Annotated in this window: 22 protein-coding genes; 7 read left to right on the plus strand and 15 right to left on the minus strand. The window is 69.7% G+C overall.

Annotation, left to right across the window (positions count from 1 at the left end; genetic code table 11):
• Nucleotides 1–71 precede the first annotated feature (71 nt).
• Together AC07OH_RS00720 and AC07OH_RS00725 are read right to left on the minus strand one after the other, a co-directional pair.
• The gene (locus AC07OH_RS00720) at nucleotides 72–1,055 is read right to left on the minus strand and encodes a Bug family tripartite tricarboxylate transporter substrate binding protein (RefSeq protein ID WP_495299237.1); all 984 of its coding nucleotides are present in this window, start codon (nucleotides 1,053–1,055) and stop codon (nucleotides 72–74) included.
• An 8-nt stretch (nucleotides 1,056–1,063) separates the two neighbouring features.
• Entirely contained in the window at nucleotides 1,064–2,176 is a 1,113-nt protein-coding gene (locus AC07OH_RS00725; RefSeq protein ID WP_495299238.1) for an adenosine deaminase family protein, read from the minus strand.
• An 85-nt stretch (nucleotides 2,177–2,261) separates the two neighbouring features.
• Here AC07OH_RS00725 and AC07OH_RS00730 point away from each other — a divergent pair, with 85 nt between their 5' ends.
• Nucleotides 2,262–3,164: a LysR family transcriptional regulator gene (locus AC07OH_RS00730; protein ID WP_495299239.1), complete on the plus strand. Its 903-nt coding sequence runs from the start codon at nucleotides 2,262–2,264 to the stop codon at nucleotides 3,162–3,164.
• Here AC07OH_RS00730 and AC07OH_RS00735 read toward each other — a convergent pair.
• Together AC07OH_RS00735 and AC07OH_RS00740 are read right to left on the minus strand one after the other, a co-directional pair.
• The gene (locus AC07OH_RS00735) at nucleotides 3,161–3,859 is read right to left on the minus strand and encodes an N-acetyltransferase (protein ID WP_495299240.1); all 699 of its coding nucleotides are present in this window, start codon (nucleotides 3,857–3,859) and stop codon (nucleotides 3,161–3,163) included. The genes AC07OH_RS00730 and AC07OH_RS00735 overlap by 4 nt on opposite strands.
• Nucleotides 3,860–4,259: 400 nt before the next feature.
• The gene (locus AC07OH_RS00740; protein WP_487849326.1) at nucleotides 4,260–5,480 is read right to left on the minus strand and encodes a polyhydroxyalkanoate depolymerase; all 1,221 of its coding nucleotides are present in this window, start codon (nucleotides 5,478–5,480) and stop codon (nucleotides 4,260–4,262) included.
• A gap of 80 nt (nucleotides 5,481–5,560) precedes the next feature.
• Between AC07OH_RS00740 and AC07OH_RS00745 the strand changes: the two genes are divergently transcribed.
• Entirely contained in the window at nucleotides 5,561–6,217 is a 657-nt protein-coding gene (locus AC07OH_RS00745; protein WP_495299241.1) for a glutathione S-transferase, read from the plus strand.
• 10 nt (nucleotides 6,218–6,227) lie between these two features.
• Here AC07OH_RS00745 and AC07OH_RS00750 read toward each other — a convergent pair whose 3' ends face one another.
• The gene (locus AC07OH_RS00750) at nucleotides 6,228–7,055 is read right to left on the minus strand and encodes a helix-turn-helix domain-containing protein (RefSeq protein WP_495299242.1); all 828 of its coding nucleotides are present in this window, start codon (nucleotides 7,053–7,055) and stop codon (nucleotides 6,228–6,230) included.
• A gap of 115 nt (nucleotides 7,056–7,170) precedes the next feature.
• Here AC07OH_RS00750 and AC07OH_RS00755 point away from each other — a divergent pair, with 115 nt between their 5' ends.
• From AC07OH_RS00755 to AC07OH_RS00765, 3 genes are all read left to right on the plus strand, one after another.
• The gene (locus AC07OH_RS00755; RefSeq protein ID WP_495299243.1) at nucleotides 7,171–8,154 is read left to right on the plus strand and encodes a tripartite tricarboxylate transporter substrate binding protein; all 984 of its coding nucleotides are present in this window, start codon (nucleotides 7,171–7,173) and stop codon (nucleotides 8,152–8,154) included.
• A gap of 31 nt (nucleotides 8,155–8,185) precedes the next feature.
• A complete protein-coding gene (locus tag AC07OH_RS00760) occupies nucleotides 8,186–9,520 on the plus strand; it encodes a Rieske 2Fe-2S domain-containing protein (RefSeq protein ID WP_495299244.1) in 1,335 nt (444 codons plus the stop codon).
• 83 nt (nucleotides 9,521–9,603) lie between these two features.
• Entirely contained in the window at nucleotides 9,604–10,248 is a 645-nt protein-coding gene (locus tag AC07OH_RS00765; protein ID WP_495299245.1) for a phosphoribosyltransferase, read from the plus strand.
• A 1-nt stretch (nucleotide 10,249) separates the two neighbouring features.
• On the opposite strand, the gene AC07OH_RS00770 is transcribed toward AC07OH_RS00765, so the two are convergent.
• From AC07OH_RS00770 to AC07OH_RS00805, 8 genes are all read right to left on the minus strand, one after another.
• The gene (locus AC07OH_RS00770; RefSeq protein WP_495299246.1) at nucleotides 10,250–11,050 is read right to left on the minus strand and encodes a hypothetical protein; all 801 of its coding nucleotides are present in this window, start codon (nucleotides 11,048–11,050) and stop codon (nucleotides 10,250–10,252) included.
• Between the two features lie 8 nt (nucleotides 11,051–11,058).
• Nucleotides 11,059–11,985 (minus strand): hypothetical protein, encoded by a 927-nt coding sequence (locus tag AC07OH_RS00775; RefSeq protein WP_495299247.1) that lies wholly within the window; start codon nucleotides 11,983–11,985, stop codon nucleotides 11,059–11,061.
• A 142-nt stretch (nucleotides 11,986–12,127) separates the two neighbouring features.
• Nucleotides 12,128–12,475: a DOPA 4,5-dioxygenase family protein gene (locus AC07OH_RS00780; RefSeq protein ID WP_095744544.1), complete on the minus strand. Its 348-nt coding sequence runs from the start codon at nucleotides 12,473–12,475 to the stop codon at nucleotides 12,128–12,130.
• A gap of 7 nt (nucleotides 12,476–12,482) precedes the next feature.
• Nucleotides 12,483–13,100, minus strand: a complete 618-nt coding sequence (locus tag AC07OH_RS00785; protein WP_495299248.1) for a DUF4166 domain-containing protein — start codon at nucleotides 13,098–13,100, stop codon at nucleotides 12,483–12,485.
• The gene (locus tag AC07OH_RS00790) at nucleotides 13,097–14,143 is read right to left on the minus strand and encodes an SRPBCC family protein (protein WP_495299249.1); all 1,047 of its coding nucleotides are present in this window, start codon (nucleotides 14,141–14,143) and stop codon (nucleotides 13,097–13,099) included. The genes AC07OH_RS00785 and AC07OH_RS00790 overlap by 4 nt, the downstream gene beginning before the upstream one ends.
• 23 nt (nucleotides 14,144–14,166) lie before the next feature.
• On the minus strand, nucleotides 14,167–15,108 hold the full coding sequence (locus AC07OH_RS00795; RefSeq protein ID WP_495299250.1) for an SAM-dependent methyltransferase: 942 nt from the start codon (nucleotides 15,106–15,108) through the stop codon (nucleotides 14,167–14,169).
• Between the two features lie 50 nt (nucleotides 15,109–15,158).
• Nucleotides 15,159–15,590, minus strand: a complete 432-nt coding sequence (locus AC07OH_RS00800) for a thiol-disulfide oxidoreductase DCC family protein (protein ID WP_495299251.1) — start codon at nucleotides 15,588–15,590, stop codon at nucleotides 15,159–15,161.
• A gap of 67 nt (nucleotides 15,591–15,657) precedes the next feature.
• Nucleotides 15,658–16,260, minus strand: a complete 603-nt coding sequence (locus AC07OH_RS00805; RefSeq protein ID WP_495299252.1) for a GbsR/MarR family transcriptional regulator — start codon at nucleotides 16,258–16,260, stop codon at nucleotides 15,658–15,660.
• 134 nt (nucleotides 16,261–16,394) lie between these two features.
• Between AC07OH_RS00805 and AC07OH_RS00810 the strand changes: the two genes are divergently transcribed.
• Nucleotides 16,395–17,489, plus strand: coding sequence for a PA0069 family radical SAM protein (locus tag AC07OH_RS00810; protein ID WP_062476694.1), 1,095 nt, complete (start codon nucleotides 16,395–16,397; stop codon nucleotides 17,487–17,489).
• Between the two features lie 87 nt (nucleotides 17,490–17,576).
• Nucleotides 17,577–18,083, plus strand: coding sequence for a gluconokinase (locus AC07OH_RS00815; protein ID WP_489057524.1), 507 nt, complete (start codon nucleotides 17,577–17,579; stop codon nucleotides 18,081–18,083).
• 52 nt (nucleotides 18,084–18,135) lie between these two features.
• On the opposite strand, the gene AC07OH_RS00820 is transcribed toward AC07OH_RS00815, so the two are convergent.
• Together AC07OH_RS00820 and AC07OH_RS00825 are read right to left on the minus strand one after the other, a co-directional pair.
• Nucleotides 18,136–18,933, minus strand: coding sequence for a YfaP family protein (locus AC07OH_RS00820; RefSeq protein ID WP_492681200.1), 798 nt, complete (start codon nucleotides 18,931–18,933; stop codon nucleotides 18,136–18,138).
• Nucleotides 18,930–20,651, minus strand: coding sequence for a DUF2300 domain-containing protein (locus tag AC07OH_RS00825; protein ID WP_495299253.1), 1,722 nt, complete (start codon nucleotides 20,649–20,651; stop codon nucleotides 18,930–18,932). Before AC07OH_RS00825 ends, AC07OH_RS00820 begins: the two co-directional genes overlap by 4 nt.
• Nucleotides 20,652–20,655: the final 4 nt, after the last annotated feature.

The following is a 20,655-nucleotide window of genomic DNA, read 5'->3' on the forward strand; positions in this document are numbered from 1 at the left end:
GCCTCAGGTGTTGCCCCCGGTAGGGGGTTGGCGAAGCGACACGAAGTGCGCGCAGCCTGGGGGCGAGCTTCTTACTCTTTGATGTTGGCGGTCTGCACGATCTTCTGGTTGCGTGCGTATTCAGCCTGCACGAACTTCCCGAACGCCTCCGGCGTTCCGCTGCCCGGCAATGCGCCTTGCTCCGCCAGCTTGGCGCGCACGCCTTCCTCCTGCAGCACCGCATTCAGTTCCTGGTTGAGCCGCGCCACCACGGCCGGCGGCGTCTTCGCGGGCGCGAAGATGCCGGTCCAGCTCACCATGTCGTAGCCCTTGAGGCCGGGCATCTCGTTGAAGGTGGGCACCTGCGCGAGCGCCGGCAGGCGCTGGCTGCCGGTGATGCCCAGGGCCTTCAGGCGCTTGCCGTTCACGTGAGGGATGGCGCTGGTGCTCACCAGCATCGCGAGGTCGACCTGGTCGCCGATCACGTCGGTGGCGATCTGCGCACCGCCGCGGTAGGGCACGTGGGTCACGAAGATGCCGCTGCGTTCCTTGAGCAGTTCCATCGCCAGCTGCAGCACGGTGCCCACGCCCGAGGTGGCGTAGTTGTAGTGGCCCGGCTGGGCCTTGGCGAGCTTCACGAAGTCGGCGTAGCTGCGCACGTCCAGGCCGGGGCGCGCCACCAGCACCATCGGTGCGGTGTTGAGCAGGCCGACGGGCGCCAGGTCTTTCAGCGGATCGAAGCGGAAGGCCGAGGGGTTGACCAGTCGGCCGATGGCGATGGCGCTGTCGGGGCCGACCACCAGCGTGTAGCCGTCGGGCGTCGCGCTCACGGCCTTGGCCACGCCGATGGCGCCGCCCGCGCCGCTCACGTTGTCGATGACGACCGACTGCTTGAGCCGCTCGCCCAGGCGCTGCGCCACGAGGCGGGCGTTGACGTCCACGCTGCCGCCGGCCGTGAAGGGCACGATCAGCGTGAGGGGCTTGGCGGCGGGCCAGGCGGGTTGCGCGAGGGCACCGGTGGGCAGGGCGGCGCAGAGTGCGGCGGCAGCAAGGATCAGGCGGCGGTTCGTGGTCATGGCGGGGTTCATCCGGGGAAGGGAGTGGCGGAGGGCGTGGGTTCGGAAGGCAGGCGGGCGCGCAGCGCGTCGAAGTCGGCGCTCCATTCGGCGCGCCACTGGCGGCGCTGCGTGTCGTCGATCCACGCGCCGTCCAGGCCGTTGTGCATGAAGCCGCGCAGGTCGTCCAGGCCGAAGCCGAAGTCGCGCACCATCATCAGCCACGCGCCCGTGGGCGTGACCTGGTGCAGCGTCGGGTCGTCGGTGTTCGGGTGGATGCGCAGGCCCAGGCCGGGCATGCGGCGGATCGGGTGGTCCAGGGCCCAGCGCTCGGGCGGCAGCGTGCGCAGGTAGTAGGAGTTGGTCGGCACCACGGTGAAGATCACGCCGCGCTCGGCGCACTGGCGCGCGAAGTCGGGCTGGTCGACCACCGTGTAGCCGTGGTCGATGCGGTCGACCTGCAGCAGCTCGAGCGCGGTGCGCACGTTGGTCCAGGGCATGCCGAACTCGCCGGCGTGCGCGGTGGTTTTCAGGCCGGCCTTCTTCGCATCGGCGTACGCGCGGGCGAAGAGCTCGGGCGGCCGGTCGTTCTCGCGGTAGTCGATGCCGATGCCGATCACCTCGTCGCAGCGGTGGGCCTGGACCCACTCGACCATCTCCACCGCCGCCTCGGCACTGGCCTCGCGGTCGATGGCGGCAATGAGCCGTCCGGCGATGCCGAACGCCTGCTGCGCATCGTGGATCGCGCGGACGATGGCGCCCTGCGCCAGCGGGTAGGCAATGCCCGAGCCGTGCACCGTGCCGGTCGGGTTCCAGAAGAACTCGGCGTAGCGCACCTGGTGCGAGGCCGCGTCCTGCAGGTATTCGAGGGTGAGCTGGTACAGGTCGTCGGCGCTGCGCACGAGCTGGGCGTCGAGTGCGCGCAGCACGCGCAGCACGCCCACGGGCTTTTCACCGCGCGTGTAGAAGCCGTCGATCTCCGCGTCGGCCAGTGGCGCGCCGGCGCGCCGGTTGAGCTGGCGGAAGGTGTGGTGGCGCACGGTGCCGAAGAGGTGGCAGTGCAGCTCCACCTTGGGAATGGCGCGCAGCATCGCTTCGAGCGTGAAAGGAGCGGCGGCGGGCGCAGGTGCGGCAAGGGTCATGCGGCGCAGTCTAGGCAGTGCGTGCTCATAAGGAAAATTTTGAATTTCTATAATTTGATTCATTGAATCGATAACCAGGACGCCCATGGCCGCCTTGCCCCTGCGTGCGCTCACGCTGCGCCAGCTGCAGTGTTTCTCGGTGCTGGTCGAGGAAGGGCACTTCGGCCGCGCGGCGCGCCGGCTCGCCATCACCCAGCCCGCGCTGAGCAACGCGATCAAGCAGATGGAAAAGCTGCTCGGCGCCGAGTTGCTGACCCGCTCCACCCACCGGCTCGAACTCACGCCCGTCGGCGCCGAGGTGCTGGCGCGCACCGACTTCCTGGTCCACACCTTCGAGGTGGCGCTGCGCGACATCGAAAGCACGGTGCAGCGCGGCCGGGCCTATGTGCGCGTGGGCGTGATTCCCTCGGCCAGCGCGCGCGTCGCGGCGGCGGCGGCCGGCTTCCTGCAGCAGCGCGGCGAGGTGGAACTGGCCTGGCGCGACGCGCCCTCCACGGTGCTGCTGGCCGAGCTGCGCAGCGGCCAGCTCGACATGGCCGTGGCCGCGATCACCGAGCCGCCGGGCGGACTGACGTGCATCGACCTGTTCCGCGACCCGCTGGTGCTGGTGGTGCGCAGCGACCACGCGCTGGCGGCGGCCGGCGAGGCGCGCTGGGAGGCCATCGGCAGCGAACGCCTCGTGCTGTTCGAAAGCGGCAGCATGCCGGCGCTGGGCGACCCGGCGCGCGCGCAGTTCGCGCAGGGCGCGCAGCCGTACCGCGTGAGCTATTCCGAAACACTCTACGCGCTGGTGCGCAGCGGGCAGGCGCTGGGGCTGATGCCGCGGCTGTACACCTCGTCGCTGCGCGACCCCGAGCTGGCCGTGGTGCCGCTGTCGGCGCCGCGCATCGAGCGGCGCGTGGTGCTGGCCTACCTGCCGGGGCCGATGCGCAACGTGGCGGCGCAGGAACTCATCGGGTTTTTGCGCGAGTGGTTGCCGCAGGCTTAGGCAGTCTCCAGCACCGCCATGCGCGTTTCGCTACTGAAACGCTCTAGCGTCCAGCCTTCGCCGAGCATGAACATGCGCGTGTGCAGCTGCGAGAGCGTGTCGCCGTCCACCTCGTCGCCGAGATAACTCAGGCGCTTCTCGCGCAGGTCGACGAAGCCCGTCGTGTAGTCACGCCCGAGGCGCAGCCACAGCGCGTGCGCGCCCGGCGACTGCCGCGCGCCGCTCATCAGGCACATGCCGCTGCCCAGTGCCCAGCGGTACACGGCCGTGGCCAGCCCGCGCCGCTGGTAGGCGGGGTCGTACTGCGAATGCGGCGCGCGGATGTGGCGGTCGGCGCGGCGGTCGAGCTCGATCAGGCGGTTGAACACGGTGTAGCCGACCAGCCGCTGGTGGCGCACGTCCTCGATGTACACGTAGGTCTCGCCGTCGGCTTCGCGAAAGCGCGCGCGCAGGTCGGGGTCGTCCAGGCGCAGCGCGGGCAGGTCCTGCACGCGCTCGCCCATGGCGCGCATGCGCTCGTACACGGGCGTCAGCGGCTCGCTCGGGCGGCCCTTCTTCGGATCGACGTCGATGCGCAGCTCGGCCGGCCGCAGAAAGCGGCGGCGCAACGCGTCGAACGAGAGCCATGCGGGCCAGGGCGGCAGGGCAGGCGAAGGCGAAAAAGGGACGGAAGGGGAGCAGGCAAGAGCCACCACGGGGAAATCCTCACGACGAAACACGACGGCGAAGCGGGCGAGGTCCTTCCGCGCGGCACGGGGCCGGAGGCGGGAAGAAGGTCGGACGCTGGGGGAAGTGGTGCGTCGCCCGGGCGGATCAAAGCCAGGACGCGCGACCGCGCGGGGCGGGTGCCCGACGGTCGATGTGCGCTGAAGAAAAAAGGAGGCTGACCGCCGGGCTCAGGGATGTGCGAGGGTCTGCTGCGACCTCGCCGTCATCGCCGCGGGTGCGCGCACGCGCGCGTCGCCCGGGGCCGCAGAGGCCGCCGCGCGATCGAAACCGGGGATGAAAACTATGACGTTCATAGGGTCGATTGTAGGAAGCCGGGGGTGTTCGGGCAACCAAAGCCCCCGCGGTCTCTGCCAGATTGGCTTGCGCTCAGTGCAGTTCGTCGGCCGCGTGGATCGTCTCGCGCACGCGCGGGTAGATCTGCGTGTTCCATTTGCTGCCGCTGAACACGCCGTAGTGCCCCACGCCGGCCTGCAGGTGGTGCGTCTTGAGGTAGGGGCGGATGCTGCTGCACAGGTCTTGCGCGGCCACGGTCTGGCCGACCGCGCAGATGTCGTCGCGCTCGCCTTCCACCGTGAGCAGCGCGGTGCGCCGGATCGCCGCGGGGTTCACCGTGCGCCCGGCCACGGTGAGCACGCCGCGCGGCAGGTCGTAGGTCTGGAACACGCGCTCGACGGTCTCCAGGTAGAACTCGGCCGGCAGGTCGTTCACCGCCAGGTACTCGTCGTAGAACTCGGCGATGGTGCGGGCCTTGTCGAGCTCGCCCTCGACCAGCAGGCGCTCCATGTCCTCGAACTGCTTCTTGTGGCGCTCGGGGTTCATGCTCATGAAGGCCGTGAGCTGCAGGAAGCCCGGGTACACGCGCCGCATCGCGCCCGCATGCGGCCACGGCACATGGCTGATGAGGTTGCGGCGGAACCAGTCGATGGGCTTGCTGGTCGCGAGCACGTTCACGCCGGTCGGGTTGATGCGGCAATCGACCGGCCCCGCCATGAGCGTGAGGCTGCGCGGCGTGGCCGGGTGGTCGTCTTCCGCCATGAGCGCGGTCGCGGCCAGCGCGGCCACGCAGGGCTGGCACACGGCGACCATGTGCGCGCCCGGGCCCACGGCCTCGACGAAGCGCATCAGCTGCAGCGTGTAGTCGTCCAGCCCGAAGCGGCCCTGCCACAGCGGCACGTCGCGCGCGTTGTGCCAGTCGGTCAGGTACACGTCGTGGTCGCGCAGCAGGGTGCGCACGGTTTCGCGCAGCAGCGTGGCGAAATGGCCCGACAGTGGTGCGACCAGCAGCACGCGCGGGTGCACCGCTTCGGTGTGTGCCTTGCGAAAGTGCAACAGCGTCCCGAAAGGCGAGACCAGCGCGGCCTCTTCGTGCACGGGCACGTCGGCGCCGTCGACCACCACGCTGTCGATGCCGTAGGCCGGCCGCGTGTGGGTGAGCCGCATGCGCGAGAAGACCTCGCAGCGCGCGGCCATGCGCCGCAGCGCGGTGCGCTCGGTGCCGTCCTGCCAGAGGGCGCGGCCCAGGTACTGCGCGGTGAGCCGCCATGGCGAGAGCAGGTCGGCCTGGTTCTGGTAAGCGCGGTACAGCATGCCCCAGCTGCAGGCAAGTTGCGGGCCAACCGTGTGGCACGGCGCTTGCACACACCCCGCATCGTCCAAGGAGTGTCGCGATGGCCAAACCCGTTCTCACGATCAGCAGCAAGAACTACGGCGCCTGGGCGCTGCGCGGCTGGCTGATGTGCAGGCTCGCGGGGCTGGACTTCAGCGAGAAGGTCATCCCGCCCGACGACCCGGCCATGAAGGCCGAGATGCTGCTGCTGTCGTCGTCGATGCTGGTGCCCTCGCTGCAGCATGGCGGCATCAAGGTGTGGGACACACTGGCCATCGGCGAGTACCTGAACGAGATCAAGCCCAAGGCCGGCCTGCTGCCCGCCGACGCCGCGGCGCGTGCGCACTGCCGCGCCATCTGCGGCGAGATGCATTCGGGCTTCGCCTCGATGCGTGGCGCGCTGCCGATGAACATCAAGGCCCGCTTCAAGAACTTCAAGGTGTGGTCGCGCGCGCAGGGCGACATCGACCGCATCGTCGCCATCTGGCGCGACTGCCTCAAGGCCTACGGCGGCCCCTTCCTCTTCGGCAAGCAGCCCGGCATGGCCGACGCGATGTACGCGCCTGTGGTCACGCGCTTCCTGAGCTACGACGTGGCGCTCGACAGCGTGTGTGCCGCGTACTGCAAGCGCGTGATGGAGCTGCCCGCCATGAAGGAATGGGTGGCCGCCGCGCTGCAGGAGCCCGACGAGATCGACGAGCTCGACGCGGAGTTCTGACGCTGCTTCTTCACGCGCTCGCGGGCGGCAGGCCGAGGCCGTCCTGCCGCAGCCGGCGCTCGATGCTTTGCGCGGCCTGCTGCAGGTCGCCCAGGTGCGCCGTCACGATCTCGCGCTCGCTCTTCACCGCCGGCAGCCATGCGCAGCTGAGACAACCCACCACCTGCTCGCCCAGCCGCACCGGCACCGACACCGCGCCGAAGCGGTCGGGTGAGTCGAGGCTGGTGGAGGTGGGGTCGCGCGCCGCGTAGCCCTGGTCGCGCGCATGCGCCACCATGCGGCGGATGCTGTCGGGGCGCCGCGCGCCGCGGTCGAAGTCGTTGGGTGAACGCGCCAGTGCGGCGAGGATTTCTCGCCGTTCGTCTTCGGGGCAGAACGCGAGGTAGCAACGCCCGAGCGACGACAACAGCATCGGCGGACGAAAGCCCAGCGCGCGGTAGTTCACCGCGAGGCCGTTGCGCGGCCGGTCGGTGTCGAGGATCAGCATCGCCGTGCCGTCGCGCACGCCCAGGTCGATGGGCCACGGCACCAGCCGCTGCAGCGTGGCGCGCGGAGATGCGGCCAGGGCCGTGAGCCGCGTGCGCCATGCTGCAGCGGCGCCCGACTGGCCGGTGGCCGAGGTGGGCACATAGCGCTTCTCCAGCTCGTTGCGCTCCACCCATCCGGCCTGCTGCAGCGTCTTCAGGATGCGCAGCAGCGTGGCCTTCGACAGGCCGGTCTGCCGGTGCAGCTCCTGCAGCGTGACGGCCGACGAACGCTGGATCGCCAGCATCACGTCGAGCCCGCGGCGCAGGGCGTCGATCGACTTCACGCTGTGCGCGCCGCTGGTGTCCGACATGCCGCCTCCGAAGAAAAAAGGTTCACTCAGTGAAACTATATCTTCTGGCCGCGCGGCGCCATTCCTACAGTCCGACGACACCCCCACGTCGTCCCACCGAGAAGGAAAACGCAAGATGTTCCACCAAAGAAACATGGTCCGTGCCGCTGCAGGGGCCATTCTTTTGCTGTGCGCCGCGACAGCGGCGCTGGCGCAATCGTGGCCCGCGAAGCCGGTCACGCTGGTCGTCGCCTACCCGGCCGGCGGCGACACCGACGCCATCGCGCGCACCTACGCCGAGAAGCTCGCGCAGCGCCTGGGCCAGCCGGTGCTGGTCGACAACCGCCCCGGCGCGAGCGGCATGATCGGCAACGCCTGGGTCGCGAAGGCGCCGGCCGACGGCTACACGCTGCTCTTCACGCCCAGCACCTTCCCCATCGCGCAGCACGTGCTCAAGGCCGGCCCCGGCGTGGCGCACGACGTGGTGAAAGACTTCACCCCGATCGTCAAGACCGGCAACATCCCGGTGCTGATGGTCACCGCGCCCACGAGCGGCATCCAGACCGTGGCGCAGCTGGTGGCCGGCGCCAAGGCCGGCAAGGCCTTCACCTACGGCACGCCGGGCGCGGGCTCGCCGATGCACATCGCGGGCGAGCTCTTCAACAAGGACGCCGGCGTGGCCATTGCACACGCGCCGTACCGCGGCGTGGCGCCGGTGGTCAACGACACGCTGGGCGGCCACGTGAGCGTGGGCTGGATCACGCCCGGCGCGGTGGCGGCCCACATCGCCGCCGGCAAGCTGGTGCCGCTGGCCGTGGCCGAGCGCCAGCGCACGAAGCTCATGCCCAACGTACCCACCTTCCTGGAGCTGGGCTACCGCGACATGGACGTGAGCGCCTGGATGGGCCTGCTCGGCCCGAAGGCCCTGCCGGCCGAGGTCGTGCAGACGCTCAACCGCCACGTCAACGAAATTTTGAAGATGCCCGACGTGCAGGCCCGCATGGCCGCGCTCGGCATCGAGCCCGTGGGCGGCGAGCCGGCCGTGCTGGCCCGCCAGATCGCCGACGACGACCAGCGCTTCGGCAAGCTGGTGCGCGAGTTCGGCATCCGCGCCGACTGACCCTACACACCCGCAGACAAGGAGACGATGCATGTTGAGCGAAGAAAAGAACCGCCTGCTGACCGAAGTGGGTCCGGGCAAGCCCATGGGCGATTACCTGCGCCGCTACTGGCACCCGATCGCCGGCGCCAGCGAGTTCGACGACAAGGCCGTGAAGCCGCTGCGCATCCTCGGCGAGGACCTCGTGCTCTACAAGGACCTGAGCGGCAACTACGGCCTCGTCGACCGCCGCTGCCCGCACCGCAATGCCGACATGTCGTACGGCTACGTCGAGAAGTGCGGCCTGCGCTGCAGCTACCACGGCTGGCAGTACGACACCAGCGGCCAGTGCATCCACCAGCCCTTCGAAGAAACGCTGGACCCCGACGCGCGCATGCGCAAGAACACCAAGATCAAGGCCTACCCCGTGCAGGAAAAGGCCGGCCTGCTGTGGGCCTACATGGGGCCGCAGCCCGCGCCGCTGCTGCCCGACTGGGAGCTCTTCAACTGCAAGAACGGTTTCGCGCAGGCCGTGTTCGCCGAGATTCCCTGCAACTGGTTCCAGTGCCAGGAGAACTCCATCGATCCCGTGCACTTCGAATGGACGCACAACAACTGGACCACGCGCCTGCAGGGCGACGAAGGCCCCTACGTGCCCACGCACCTGAAGCTGGCCTTCGAGGAGTTCGAGCACGGCTTCGTCTACAAGCGCCTGCGCGGCGGCGAGCGCGAAGACAACGTCATGTGGACCACCGGCCGCGTCACGCTGTGGCCCAACGGCTTCTTCCTCGGCCACCACTTCGAATGGCGCGTGCCCATCGACGACCACCACACGCTGAGCGTGCTGTGGGTGCTCAGCCGCGTGCCCACCGAGCAGGAGCCCTATGTGCAGGAACGCATTCCCTCGTGGTACGGCCCCATCAAGGACCCGGCCACCGGCCGCTGGATCACCAGCCACGTCGCCAACCAGGACTTCGTGGTCTGGGTCGGGCAGGGCACCGTGACCGACCGCACGCGCGAGAAGCTGGGCCAGAGCGACAAGGGCATCGTGATGATGCGCCGGCGCTTTTTCGAAGAACTCGAGTCGATGCAGTCCGACCCGTCGCACGAGCCCAAGGGCCTGATCCGCGACCCCGGGAAGAACCGCGACGTGTTCCTGCCCTCGGCCTGCCGCGACGAGATGCTGCACGGCCTGCCGCGCGAGGAGCTGGCCGCGCATCCGCTGCTGGGGCCGTACCTGAAGGACTTCTTCGGGCAGGCCGGGCAGCCTGACGACGTGCGCGCGGCGTATGAGCAGGCCATCGGGCAGAAGGTCGAAGGGGCGCAGTTCTTCAAGGTCCACGGCGGCACATCGGACGCCGAGGTGGAAGCGCAAGAGGCTGCGTAACGCACGCCACGATCCGGGTCTTTGCGCCGGGGCTCGCCTCGACGCGAACGGCGTGTGAACATCCCCTATCGGGAGCACACGCCGTGAAGTTTCGTGATCGCGCACACGCCGGCCGCCAGCTCGCTGCGTTGCTGCAGCGGCGCGGCGGTTTTGCGGACGCCGTGGTGCTGGCGCTGCCGCGCGGCGGCGTGCCGGTGGCCTTCGAGGTGGCCCGCGTGCTGCGGCTGCCGCTCGATGTGCTGGTGGTGCGCAAGCTGGGCCTGCCCGAACAGCCCGAGTACGCCTTCGGCGCGCTCGCGGGCGACGGCGTGCCCGAGATCGACGAACACCTGGTGCGCACGCTGGACCTGCGGCCGTCGGAGATCGATGCCGTGGTTCGTGCCGAGCGCGCCGAGTTGGCGCGCCGCACGCAGGTCTACCGAGGCGATCGCCCAGAGTGCGAGGTGCAAGGCCGCACGGTGCTCGTGATCGACGACGGACTCGCCACTGGCGCCACCATGCGCGCGGCCGTTCGCGGGCTGCGACGGCAGAGCGCCGGCAGCGTCATCGCCGCCGTGCCCGTGGCGTCACCCGAGGCCTGCGAGGCCTTGCAGCGCGAAGCCGACGATGTGCTGTGCGTGCGCTGCCCCACGGTGTTTCGGGCGGTCGGTGCCTGGTATGAAGATTTCTCGCAGACGACCGATGAAGAAGTCTGCGCGCTGCTCGCGCAGGCGCGCGGCGAACCTTGAATCAGAGCGTGGCTTGCAAGGCCTTCAGCATCACGGCGGCACCGCACTGCTGAGAGACGCTGTTCGGATCGAACACGTGGTCTTCGACGAAACGACCCTTGGTGTAGTGAGTCGAGAAGCTCCAGAGGTACGCAGACGGAACACCACGGGGCCGGTAGCCGAAGCCGTTGTAGGCCTCCCAGCGGTAGAGCATGCGGGCCGTGCTCCAGTCGGACTGCTGGTCGAAGCCCTTCATGCGCAGCGCATCCTTGGCGCTGGCTTCCCAGGAAAACGGAGGGTCTCCCTGCACCGGGCGGCCGGCCGGCACGCGGACCGTTCGCTGGGTGAGGGGATCGCCGTTGTGCAGGTGCTTGCCGAAGTGGAAGTTCGACTCCAGCGAATGGATGATCCCGATGAAGAACCAGGGAATGCCTCCCAGCGCGTTGCCCACCGCCCTGTAGATGGCTTCCCCCGCCCGCAGCTTCTGCAGGCGCGCGTCGACGAGCAGGCGCTTGTCGGGGCGGATCGTGCAGCTTTCGAAGTAGGCCAGGTACTCGCCCGACAGGTCCGCGAACGCGGTCGAATTCCGGGGCGGCGGCATGGCTGTGGACGGCGCGATGGCCGCAACGGCAGCGGTGACCTCCGCAGGGTTCTGCGTGGCGAATGGCGAAAGATGCACCGGTTGGTCGAAGGTCGCGATCACCGTGAACATGTTCCCGCCCTGGGGAACGACCTGGGTGGTGGCACCCAACGCATGGAAGTCTTGCAGCACCTGTTCAAGCTTGTTGAACGGGATGTCTCGAAGTTGCTCTTGCGTGCTCATGGCGGCTCCTAGAGGGGAAGGCTCAGAAACGCGATGGCGCGCTGGCGCTCATCGGCGAAGGCGGCGTCGTTCAGGAAGCTGGCGATGCTGACCTTGATCTGGCGCGCCTGCAGATAGGCCTCGAGGCGCTTGCGGTTCGCGGCATTCGCAACGCCCCCGGGCAATGCGAACGTGCGCAGCACGTCGGAGCTGTTGTCGCTTCCGAAGCGGCCGCTGGGCGCCGCGGCGGGGATCGCGTTGGTCACGGAGGGCGGCTGCCCCTTGGCGGGGTCGGCCGCGGTAGTGCCGGGGACCGCCTTCTTGACCGAGAGGTTGACCTCGGCTTCGATGTTGGCGGGAACGCACAGCACCGAGTAGCTGCGGATCACGGCGGAAGCCGCCGGCCAGTTGGTATAGCCCTTCGGGTTGGCCTGGCGAAACTTGCTTTGAAGCTCCTTCACCAGGGCGCGCACCGACGACGGATCGAGGTCATACAGCAGGTTGCTGCTGAGCGTGTCCACCGACGAGCCCGCGAGGCCGAAGGCGATGGCGACCATCGAGACGTCCTTGGCCGCGGATTTGGCCGCGGCCATGAGGCCTGCCGCCGCGCCCCCGAGCAGGCCAATTTCCGCGACGACGGTGTGGCGGTTGCGGTTCAAGCGAAACAGCGACTGCATGTAGGCCTCGCAGCGAGAGTCGGCGTAGCCCATGCCGGCTTCGATGATCTGGTCCCAGTCCGCGGTGCTGTTGGCCGCACTGCCTTGCAAGGCCAGTGATCGCAGTGTGGTCTGTACCAGGGCCTGGTCTCGCGCAAACGCCGCCACTTCGGTGGGTGCAATGTCGACGCCGGGACCGGACTTGAGCCGGGACATGCTCTCCAGCGTCGAGCATGCCGAGAGCAGGCACGCAAAACCCAGCAGCACCCCGCGGGTGCCGATCCGTCGCAACGAAACCATGGTGATCCTCCTCGTTGGCGACCTTCTCGCCTGACGCTTCGAGCGAGCGGTGCGGAGGCCACAACGATGATGCGCCGCGTCGGGCGCTTTGAGAACAGCGGGCCGTCAGATGTTCTCGGGAGGACAGGAGGCTTCTTTTCTGCTATCGCCGGAACATCCGCAGGTCGAGCGCGCTCTCTTCGCCCAGCCACATCGCATGCGCCGTGTGGTCCGCGAAGTCGTCGCCGGTCACGCCGTGCACGAACACGTCCAGGCCGTTGCGGTTGGCGTCGAGCCAGCCGATGACCTCGTCGAACTCGGCGGCGTCGAAGGCGAGCTGGCAGCTCCAGTGCGGGTGCGGGCCGACCAGGCGTTCGTGCACCCGGCCCACCACCACCATCAGCTCGCGGCCGGCGCGCTCGCTGAGCTCGCGCGCCTGCGCCAGTGTGGCGGGGGCGAAGTAGATGTGGGCGTGGTACTGGGCGTAGAGGTTTTCGGGGCGGCGCGGCATGGTGGGCTCATTGTGAACCGAGGCGGAAGCGTCCGCTGTAGCGAAACACATCGCCGAACCAGCGGTGGCGCAGCAGCATCTTCATCGTGAAGTGGTCGGGGTCGGACGGATCGGGCCGCTCCTCGACGTAGGCGGTGCCCAGAAAGAGGCCCAGTGGCAGCGGAATGCGCAGCCCCGCGACGCGCCAGATGTAGCCCCGGTCGCGAAACACCAGCGCGCCGTCTTCCGCGCTCACCGCCAGGCGCATGCCGATGCCGAAGCGCACGTATTCGATCACCTCGCTGCCTTGCGCCGCGTCGTGTTCCATGTGCGAGCGGAAATGAAAAGGCGGCCTGCCCGGGAAGTGGAAGACGCGGTCCCAGTAGAGGTGGGCGTTGTCGGGGCGGCAGCGGTAGTGCACCTCGATCGGCACGTGGGTACCCTGGTGCGGAACCAGCGCGCCGAACAGCCGGCCGAAGGGCATCAGCAGCGCGGCCCAGGGGGCGTGCCAGACCTCGCTCATCGCGCCGCGCACGCAGACGTAGTCGTCGGAGAACGGCGCCATCGTGTAGTGCCGGCGAATCACGTCGCCGAGCCGGTCCCATGCGGCGCCGAGCGCCTGCTGGAAGACGGGCGGCGCGCTCATCCCGCCACCGCCTGGGGGGCTTCGCTGCGCGCCTTGTAGAAGCGCAGGATGTTCTCGGAGGCGTCGCCCAGCAGGAACTGCATGACCGGGTCCGCATACCAGTTGAAGCGCGTGCTCAGCCGCCACGACACCGCGACGCGCAGCTCGGTGCCGCCGTCGCGCGGGGTCAGGGTGTAGGTGGCGTCGCGCAGGTCGAAATACTGGCCGCCGATCATCACGTGGTCGTCGAGCGCGCCGGAGGGGAAGGAGTCGGGCGTGAAGCGGAAGCGCCACTTCAGCAGGCGATCGGGCTGCCACTCGGTGACGATCTCTTCGAAATGCACGTTCTTCTGCCACTGCACCTGGCGCACGCGGCCCTCGGGCGTGTCGACGGTCACGCCCGACACCGGCATCGGCACGCCGGCGCGGTAGGCCCACGCGTCGCCGACTTCGCTGGGGCGGATGTCGCGCGCGGCGTTGAGCTCGTGCCACACGCGCCCGGCCGGTGCCGCGATGAAGAGCGTGCGCGAGGTGTTCGAGAACTGGTCCGGGTTGGGCCATTGCGGCTCGATGCCGCCGAGCAGCAGCGGCACCAGGGCAAAGCTGTAGAGCGCGGGCTTGGGCCAGTTGGTGATGCGGCACACGATGCCCATGGCCAGTCCGCCGACGCTGCCCATCACCGCGAACAGCGGCACGATGAAGGCGGCGCAGATGATGCCCTCGATGAACACCATCAGCGTGCCGCCGACGAACAGCGCGGTGGCCACCCACGGCGCCCAGAGGTAGTAGCCCCAGCTGCGTCGCTCGATGCGCTCGGCCATGTACACCGTGACCGCGCCGCACGCCGCGGGCGCGAAATGGACGAAGGAGCCCAGCATGGCCGAGAAGGGCTGGCCGGGGCCACCGCCGAAGACGATGCGCAGCACGAACGCGATCGCCGCGCCGGCGAACATGGGCCAGAACCAGCCGAAGGGCATGCCGCGCACGGGCTTGGGGGCCGGCACTTCATCGTTGGCTGGCAGGGCGGCGAGTTTGCTTTCTTCGGGCTCGGTGCGCATGGACATCGCTTCTCCTCTTCTTGTGGGTCTCAGCTGGCGCTGCGCCGGGCCGTCACCATGGCGTAGTCGAAGTCGCGCCAGAACATGCCCAGCGCGAGCGCGCAGTAGCTGGCCACGATGTGCTTGCGGCGCCAGGGGCTGAGCCTGCCGCGCGCCTTCCACAGTTCGGCCAGCGTGAAGCGGGTGGCCAGCACGGGGATGTGCAGCGCGCTCGGCGCCACGCGCCAGCGCAGCGAGGTGAACGCGATGTCCTCGAAGCCGTGCGCGCGCAGCGCGGCCGTGAAGTCTTCGCGCACCGCCAGCGTGGGCACGGCCCAGCTGTCGGCCCACAGGCGGTGCAGCCAGCCCGCGAGGCGGCCCGGCCGGCGGCGCAGCAGGAAGCCGTCGACCACCACCAGCCGCGCGCCGGGCTTGAGCAGCCGCGCGGCCTCGCGCACGAAGTCGGCCTTGGCGGTGCCCTCGGCGTAGCAGGCGCTTTCGAGCGCCCAGGCACCGTCGGCCTGGGCGGCGGGCAGTCCGGTGCGGGTGTAGTCGGCTTCGACGTGCGCGACGCGGTCGGCCACGCCGGCACGGGCGTCGAGCCGCGCGGCGATGCCGTTCTGCACCGGCACGTTGGTCACGGTGACGGCATGCAGCGCGGGGTCGTCGCCGACCAGCGTGCGCGAGGTGGCGCCGGCGCCGCAGCCCAGGTCGAGCACGCAGCGCGGGCCGGGTGTGGCCGTGTCGAGCCGCAGTGCGCGGCCGACGGTGCGGTTCATCTCGATCAGCATGCCTTCGCGCCGCAGCGGGTTCAGGCCCAGGCGCCAGAAGCCGAAGTGCATGTTGTAGCTGGGGCTCCAGGCGCGGTAGTCGTCGGCGACCTCGGTGAAGTAGTCCTGCGTGTCCTCGCGGCTCACGTGGCCTTCGACGGCAGGCGGCGCAGGCCGTGCGGTGCCGGGCAGGCGGAAGTCGGGCTGGAAGACGTCGGGCATCGAAAACTCCTTCAGGCGTGAGCGGGTGATGTGTGACAGCGTGAGTTTCTTTAGAGCTTGCAGTGGTCGTCGGCACAACTGGCCGGCGCGATCGCACCGTGCCCCGCGAGCCGCAGGACCAGCCAGCGCGGCAGCCGGTAGCGGTTGCGGGCCAGCACCGCATACGCGCGGTCGGCCAGCCGGCCGACCACCGGCAGGTCGAGCACCGCGCCGCCGGCCGGCAGGCCCACCGCGGCGCGGCAGGCGCGGATGGCGTCGACGCCCACGCGCAGCCGGCCCGCGGCATCGACCGCGTGCAGCGAACGCATCAGCGCCTCGCGCGGCGCCGGGCCGCTTGCGAAACCGGCGGGCGAGCAGTCGATCAGGCGCAGCCGCTTCGCGGCGTCGCGCGCTTGCATAGCGCCCATTTCGGCCGTGCACAGCGGGCAGGTGGCGTCGAAATAGACGGTGAGCGGGTAGGTGGCGGGGGCGAAGCGGGGCATGGTGCTTTTGGTTCTCGATATTTCAGTCAAAACAGAAATAAGAAGGCAAAAAAAGATGCGGCCTTTCTCAGATCATGGGCAGGCTGGCGTGGTGTGCGTCGGGGTCGTCGCCCTTGCCGGCGCCAGGAGGGGCGGGTGGCGGTGCGGTGTCGCCGCGCACGAACTTCTGCACGCTGGCGCCGAGCGTGAGCACCTTGTCGAGCGTGCCGGGCGACAGCCGCAGCATTTCGTCGGCCCAGGTGGCGAGCTTGGTCATGAGGTCCATGGTGGAGCGGATGCGGTCTTGCGCGTCGGGCGGCTCCTTCTGGAAATCGGGGCTGGAAACGATCTCGCGCAGCACGCGGATGGTGGGGTCGAACTCGCGCTCCTTGCGCTCGCGCACCACGGTGCGGAACAGCTCCCACACGTCGACGCTGGTCTCGAAGTAGTCACGCCGGTCGCCCAGCGTGTGGGTGACGCGCACGAGGTTCCAGGCCTGCAGTTCCTTCAGGCTGTTGCTGACGTTGGAGCGGGCCACGCCCAGGGTTTCCGACAGCTCTTCGGCGTGCATCGGCTTGCCGTGCGCGAAGAGCAGGGCGTGGATCTGCGAGACCGTGCGGTTCACGCCCCACATGGAGCCCATCTCGCCCCAGTGCAGGACGAACTTGCGTTGAATGTCGGTGAGTTCCATGGCGCCGAGTTTAGGAATTCCTGAATTTCTGTCAATGCAGAAATAAAAAACTGTGCATGCCGGGATCAAAAGTGAAATACTGTATGAATAAACAGTTGTTAGCCTTGTTTCCTGTTTCCTTCCAAGGACTCGCCATGCCCGCCGCCCAGGTTCCCATCCACATCATCAAGGGCCGAGGCGCGGCCACGCGGCTCGCGCACCGGTTCTCCAAGGACGAGCGCAACGCCTTCGACGACGGCTGGGGCACGCTGGAAGAGGGCGAGGCCGAAGCCGCCGAACTGCTGCCGCTGGCCACCGAGGTGCGCTTCGAAGACGTGAAGTCGGTGCTCAGCAGCAACGAGTCGCCCGATATCCCGTTCGACCGTTCGCTCAACCCCTACCGCGGCTGCGAGCACGGCTGCATCTACTGCTTTGCGCGACCCACGCACAGCTACCTGAACCTCTCGCCCGGCCTCGACTTCGAGACCAAGCTCATCGCCAAGCGCAACCTCGTGGAAGTGCTGCGCGCCGAACTCGGGCGCAAGGGCTACCGCCCCAGCAACCTCGCCATCGGCACCGCCACCGACTGCTACCAGCCCATCGAGCGTGAGCTGCGGCTCACGCGCGGCGTGATCGAGCTGCTGAGCGAGGTGCGGCATCCGTTCGCGCTCATCACCAAGTCGAGCGCGGTCGAGCGCGACCTCGACCTGATCGCGCCCATGGCCGCCGACCGGCTCGCGGCCGTGTACGTCACGATCACCACGCTCGACGGCGAACTGGCGCGCAAGCTCGAGCCGCGCGCCGCCGCGCCGCACCGGCGGCTGCGAACCATCCGCACCCTGGCCGAGGCTGGCGTGCCGGTGGGCGTGAGCGTGGCGCCGCAGATTCCGTTCATCACCGAGGACATGGAACAGGTGCTCGAAGCCGCCTGGGAGGCCGGTGCGCGCAGCGCCTTCTATACCGTGGTGCGCCTGCCGTGGGAGGTGGCGCCGCTCTTCAAGGAATGGCTCGAGCTGCACTACCCGCAGCGCGCCGAGCGCGTGATGGCGCGCATCCACGAGATGCGCGGCGGCAAGGACTACGACGCCGACTTCGCCACGCGCATGAAGGGCAGCGGCCTGTGGGCCGACCTGATCCACCAGCGCTTCCAGAAGGCGACGCACCGGCTGGGCTTCAACCGCGAGCGGATTGCGCTGGACACCGGTGCGTTCCGCCCGCCCGGCGCCGTGGGGCAGGGCAGCCTGTTCTGAACACCGCGCAGACGCGGTAGATTCGTGGCCGTGCCGGCCTCGGCACGCATTCGGCATCGGCTGCTTCAAACAAGGTCAAGGGCGCGCATGAACAGGGTCTGGCTCGTGGTGATGGGGGTTTCGGGCTGCGGCAAGTCCAGCATGGGCGCGGCGCTGGCCACCGCGTTCGGGCTGCCGCTGATCGAGGGCGACGACCACCACCCGCCCGCGAACGTCGACAAGATGAGCCGCGGCATCGCGCTCACCGACGCCGACCGCACCGGCTGGCTGGCCACCTTGGGCCGCGCCCTGGCCGACGCGCCGCAGGGCGCCGTGATGACCTGCTCCGCGCTCAAGCGCAGCTACCGCGACCAGCTGCGCGCCGCCGCGCCGGGCCTGCGCTTCGTGTTCATGCAGATCGACCGCGCCGAGGCCGAGCGCCGCGTGGCCGCGCGCGCGGGCGCTGGCCTGCACATGTTCCCGGCCAGCCTTGTGGCCAACCAGTTCGCCACGCTCGAATCGCCGGTCGGCGAGGCGGGCGTGCTGGCGGTGGATGCGACGGTGCCGCTGGGAGTGCTGGTCGGGCAGACGACGGACTGGCTGGCCGCGGGCTGATCTCCCGTTCCGGGCGTGCCCGTGTCGCCGCGATGCGGCGTTCTCTCCCCGTTCAGGGAACGAGGAATGAATGCACCAGCGTCAGCTCGCCGGGCTTGCGCAGCGGCACGCGAAAGACCTGCTGCTTTTCCTTGGGCGTGCCCTCGTCCTGCAGGATCGCCACCTGCGCGGTCGTGACCTCCTCGCGCTGTTCGCCCGCGCCGAAGTAGTTCACGAACACGTGGTACGCCCCCTGCACCGGGCTGGGCGTGGCGAAGATCTCGGGGCCGAAGCCGGTCGTCACGTCCACGTCCAGCGCGCCGCCGTTCGGTGCCACGCGGGCGCCGTAGAACACATGCTGGCCGTCGGGCGAGACCACGTGCAGGTCGAGGTCGGTGCTGTCGCTGTCCCAGCTGAGCACGACACGCAGCTTCACGGGCACGCGGCTGGCCTGCGTCTCGTAGAACTGGGAGCGCGCCACCTCGCCGTTGGGCGAACGCACTTCCACGCCGTGGCTGCCGCTGCCGAACGACCAGGGCCGCGCGAAATTGCCCTTCTCGTCGGTCAGCAGCGGAATGGCGATGCCGTCCACGATGAGGCGCGCGGGCGTGCGCGGGGCCGTGTCCTTTGTCTTGGGCGTGGCCGCGATGCGGCCACGGATCAGCGAGGCCTCGGAGCGCCCGTTGGCGTTCACGCTGCTGGCCGGGTAGTGCACTTCCTGCACGAAGTCCTGCTGCCGGGCCGGGGCGTTGCGCCAGCCGCCGCGCGGCGTGTCGAGCGTGGTCTGGGCGTGTGCTGCGACGCCGGCAAGGCAAGAGAGCAGGCCGATGGCCGCGAAGGCGGCGCGGTGCGCCAGAAAAGAGTGGTTCATGAGTCTGCCAGTTGCTGCGCAAGCCGTTCGATGAAGGTTTCGTCCTGTCCGTGCGGATGGTCGCGGAAGGCCAGGTGCAGGTATTCGTGGATGAGCGAGACGCGGCCTTCGCGGCTGTGCCACTCGCGCACCCGGATCACCAGCCGCCGCTGGTCGGAATGGGGCACGCCCATGGCGAGCTGGCACACACGCAGCGTGTCGTCCACGGGCTGGAAGCCGGCCTCGGCGCGCAGCACGCGGCGCCAGCGCTGCTGGCGTTCGGCCAGCCATTGCTGCGCCTGCGGCAGGGGCGTGCAATCGGCCTCGGCCCGGAACGACGCCAGGCTGCCGCGCGGGTACGCCGTGCGCAGGATGGCGGCAAAAGGCTGCCCCTGGCGCCCCGCGGCGACCGCGGCCTGCCACGACATGACGCCGGGCGAGGCCTGGTCGCCGTGGTAGCGCACCGCCTGTCCGTCGACCACCAGGCCCTCGGTGAAAGCGGCCACGGCACGCGCCGACGCGCTCGGCGGGTTGGGGCTCACGCGCTGCGTGCGGCTGTCGTCGGCGATCTGGCGGCAGCCGCCGGTTTCGGTGGCGTTCTGCAGCACGTAGGTGCGCGCCGCCACGGCGAGGGCGCGGGCGGCTTCGGTTTCGCGTGCATCGCCTTCGCGATCGAGCACGCGCGCCACGTAGTCTTCCAGCGGCAGGCGCGCGGCGATGCGCGGGCCGTCCGCGCCGTAGCGCAGCACCTGGGCCGGCACGGCTTCCATCACCAGCTGCGAGCCGTTCTGGAACGCGATGCGGTAGCGCCCGCGCAACGGGCCGGCCGGTGCGGCGGTGGTGTTGCCGGCAACCGCGCGCTGCACGCTGGTGATCGGGTAGCGCTGGAAGAAATCGACCGCGATGCAGGGCTGCGCGCTGACGGCCGCGCCGTCCGGCACGGGCGTGGCCAGGCCATGGGCGGCCCACTGTGCGGCCATCCATGTCGCGTCGGCGCGCAGCGCACTGCGGCTGGTGCCGGCATCCCCGAACCAGAAGGGCGTGCCGTCGGCCAGCCAGCCCGCGGCGCCGCCGACGGGCTGTGTGCCTTCGCGCCATGACCAGGTCTTCAGGCGCGGCCCGCCGCCGAGCGCGGCGAGCACCTCGTCGTCGCGCACCGTGACGGGCTGCAGGGCCTGGCGCGCGGCCGTGCGCGCGGACGCGGGCACCTGCCGCAGCGCGGCCAGCAGCTCGGACACCGGCACCCGCGTGTCGGGCTGCATCGCGTCCAGGCGCAGCAGCCAGGCGGGGGCGTCGTGGTCGCGCCAGAAGCGTGCCCAGTCGGCGGCATGGATGCCGAGGCGCGCGGGCTCGAAGTAGGGGCCGCAGGATTGGGCCAGCGCCTGCGCGCGCCCGATGCTGGCGCCGGGGTCGCAGCAGTACTCGTCGTCGGTGCGGCGCTGCGCGCTGGCGCAGCGGTAGGTCGGCTCCTGCGTGGCGTTGACGCTCAGGTAGCTGTAGACGAAGAGCTTCCACACGCTGCCCAGCGGGGCCTGCAAGGTATCCGATGCGGGAAGGCGCGCAGTCGTGCCTTGCGGCGTGCGTTCGAGCGCGACCATGCCTTCGTCGGTGAGCCAGGCCATGCGCGGTTGAACCTTGGACGGTGCCGCCGCGAGAGCGGGCAGGGCCAGCGCGGCGGCAAGCGCGACCGCACTGGCGCCAGTCGCAGCCAGTCGCGAGAACACCCGTGCCGCTTTCATGAAG

This window comes from Variovorax sp. GW821-FHT10C12, from assembly GCF_059415405.1.

Coding starts and splice junctions, on each gene's coding strand:
- AC07OH_RS00805 (WP_495299252.1), bottom strand. CDS start 16,260: ATGGAACTCACCGACATTCAACGCAAGTTCGTCCTGCACTGGGGCGAG.
- AC07OH_RS00730 (WP_495299239.1), top strand. CDS start 2,262: ATGGCCGCCTTGCCCCTGCGTGCGCTCACGCTGCGCCAGCTGCAGTGT.
- AC07OH_RS00740 (WP_487849326.1), bottom strand. CDS start 5,480: ATGCTGTACCGCGCTTACCAGAACCAGGCCGACCTGCTCTCGCCATGG.
- AC07OH_RS00770 (WP_495299246.1), bottom strand. CDS start 11,050: ATGAGCACGCAAGAGCAACTTCGAGACATCCCGTTCAACAAGCTTGAA.
- AC07OH_RS00745 (WP_495299241.1), top strand. CDS start 5,561: ATGGCCAAACCCGTTCTCACGATCAGCAGCAAGAACTACGGCGCCTGG.
- AC07OH_RS00780 (WP_095744544.1), bottom strand. CDS start 12,475: ATGCCGCGCCGCCCCGAAAACCTCTACGCCCAGTACCACGCCCACATC.
- AC07OH_RS00795 (WP_495299250.1), bottom strand. CDS start 15,108: ATGCCCGACGTCTTCCAGCCCGACTTCCGCCTGCCCGGCACCGCACGG.
- AC07OH_RS00720 (WP_495299237.1), bottom strand. CDS start 1,055: ATGACCACGAACCGCCGCCTGATCCTTGCTGCCGCCGCACTCTGCGCC.
- AC07OH_RS00755 (WP_495299243.1), top strand. CDS start 7,171: ATGTTCCACCAAAGAAACATGGTCCGTGCCGCTGCAGGGGCCATTCTT.
- AC07OH_RS00800 (WP_495299251.1), bottom strand. CDS start 15,590: ATGCCCCGCTTCGCCCCCGCCACCTACCCGCTCACCGTCTATTTCGAC.
- AC07OH_RS00790 (WP_495299249.1), bottom strand. CDS start 14,143: ATGTCCATGCGCACCGAGCCCGAAGAAAGCAAACTCGCCGCCCTGCCA.
- AC07OH_RS00820 (WP_492681200.1), bottom strand. CDS start 18,933: ATGAACCACTCTTTTCTGGCGCACCGCGCCGCCTTCGCGGCCATCGGC.
- AC07OH_RS00815 (WP_489057524.1), top strand. CDS start 17,577: ATGAACAGGGTCTGGCTCGTGGTGATGGGGGTTTCGGGCTGCGGCAAG.
- AC07OH_RS00785 (WP_495299248.1), bottom strand. CDS start 13,100: ATGAGCGCGCCGCCCGTCTTCCAGCAGGCGCTCGGCGCCGCATGGGAC.
- AC07OH_RS00825 (WP_495299253.1), bottom strand. CDS start 20,651: ATGAAAGCGGCACGGGTGTTCTCGCGACTGGCTGCGACTGGCGCCAGT.
- AC07OH_RS00725 (WP_495299238.1), bottom strand. CDS start 2,176: ATGACCCTTGCCGCACCTGCGCCCGCCGCCGCTCCTTTCACGCTCGAA.
- AC07OH_RS00750 (WP_495299242.1), bottom strand. CDS start 7,055: ATGTCGGACACCAGCGGCGCGCACAGCGTGAAGTCGATCGACGCCCTG.
- AC07OH_RS00760 (WP_495299244.1), top strand. CDS start 8,186: ATGTTGAGCGAAGAAAAGAACCGCCTGCTGACCGAAGTGGGTCCGGGC.
- AC07OH_RS00810 (WP_062476694.1), top strand. CDS start 16,395: ATGCCCGCCGCCCAGGTTCCCATCCACATCATCAAGGGCCGAGGCGCG.
- AC07OH_RS00775 (WP_495299247.1), bottom strand. CDS start 11,985: ATGGTTTCGTTGCGACGGATCGGCACCCGCGGGGTGCTGCTGGGTTTT.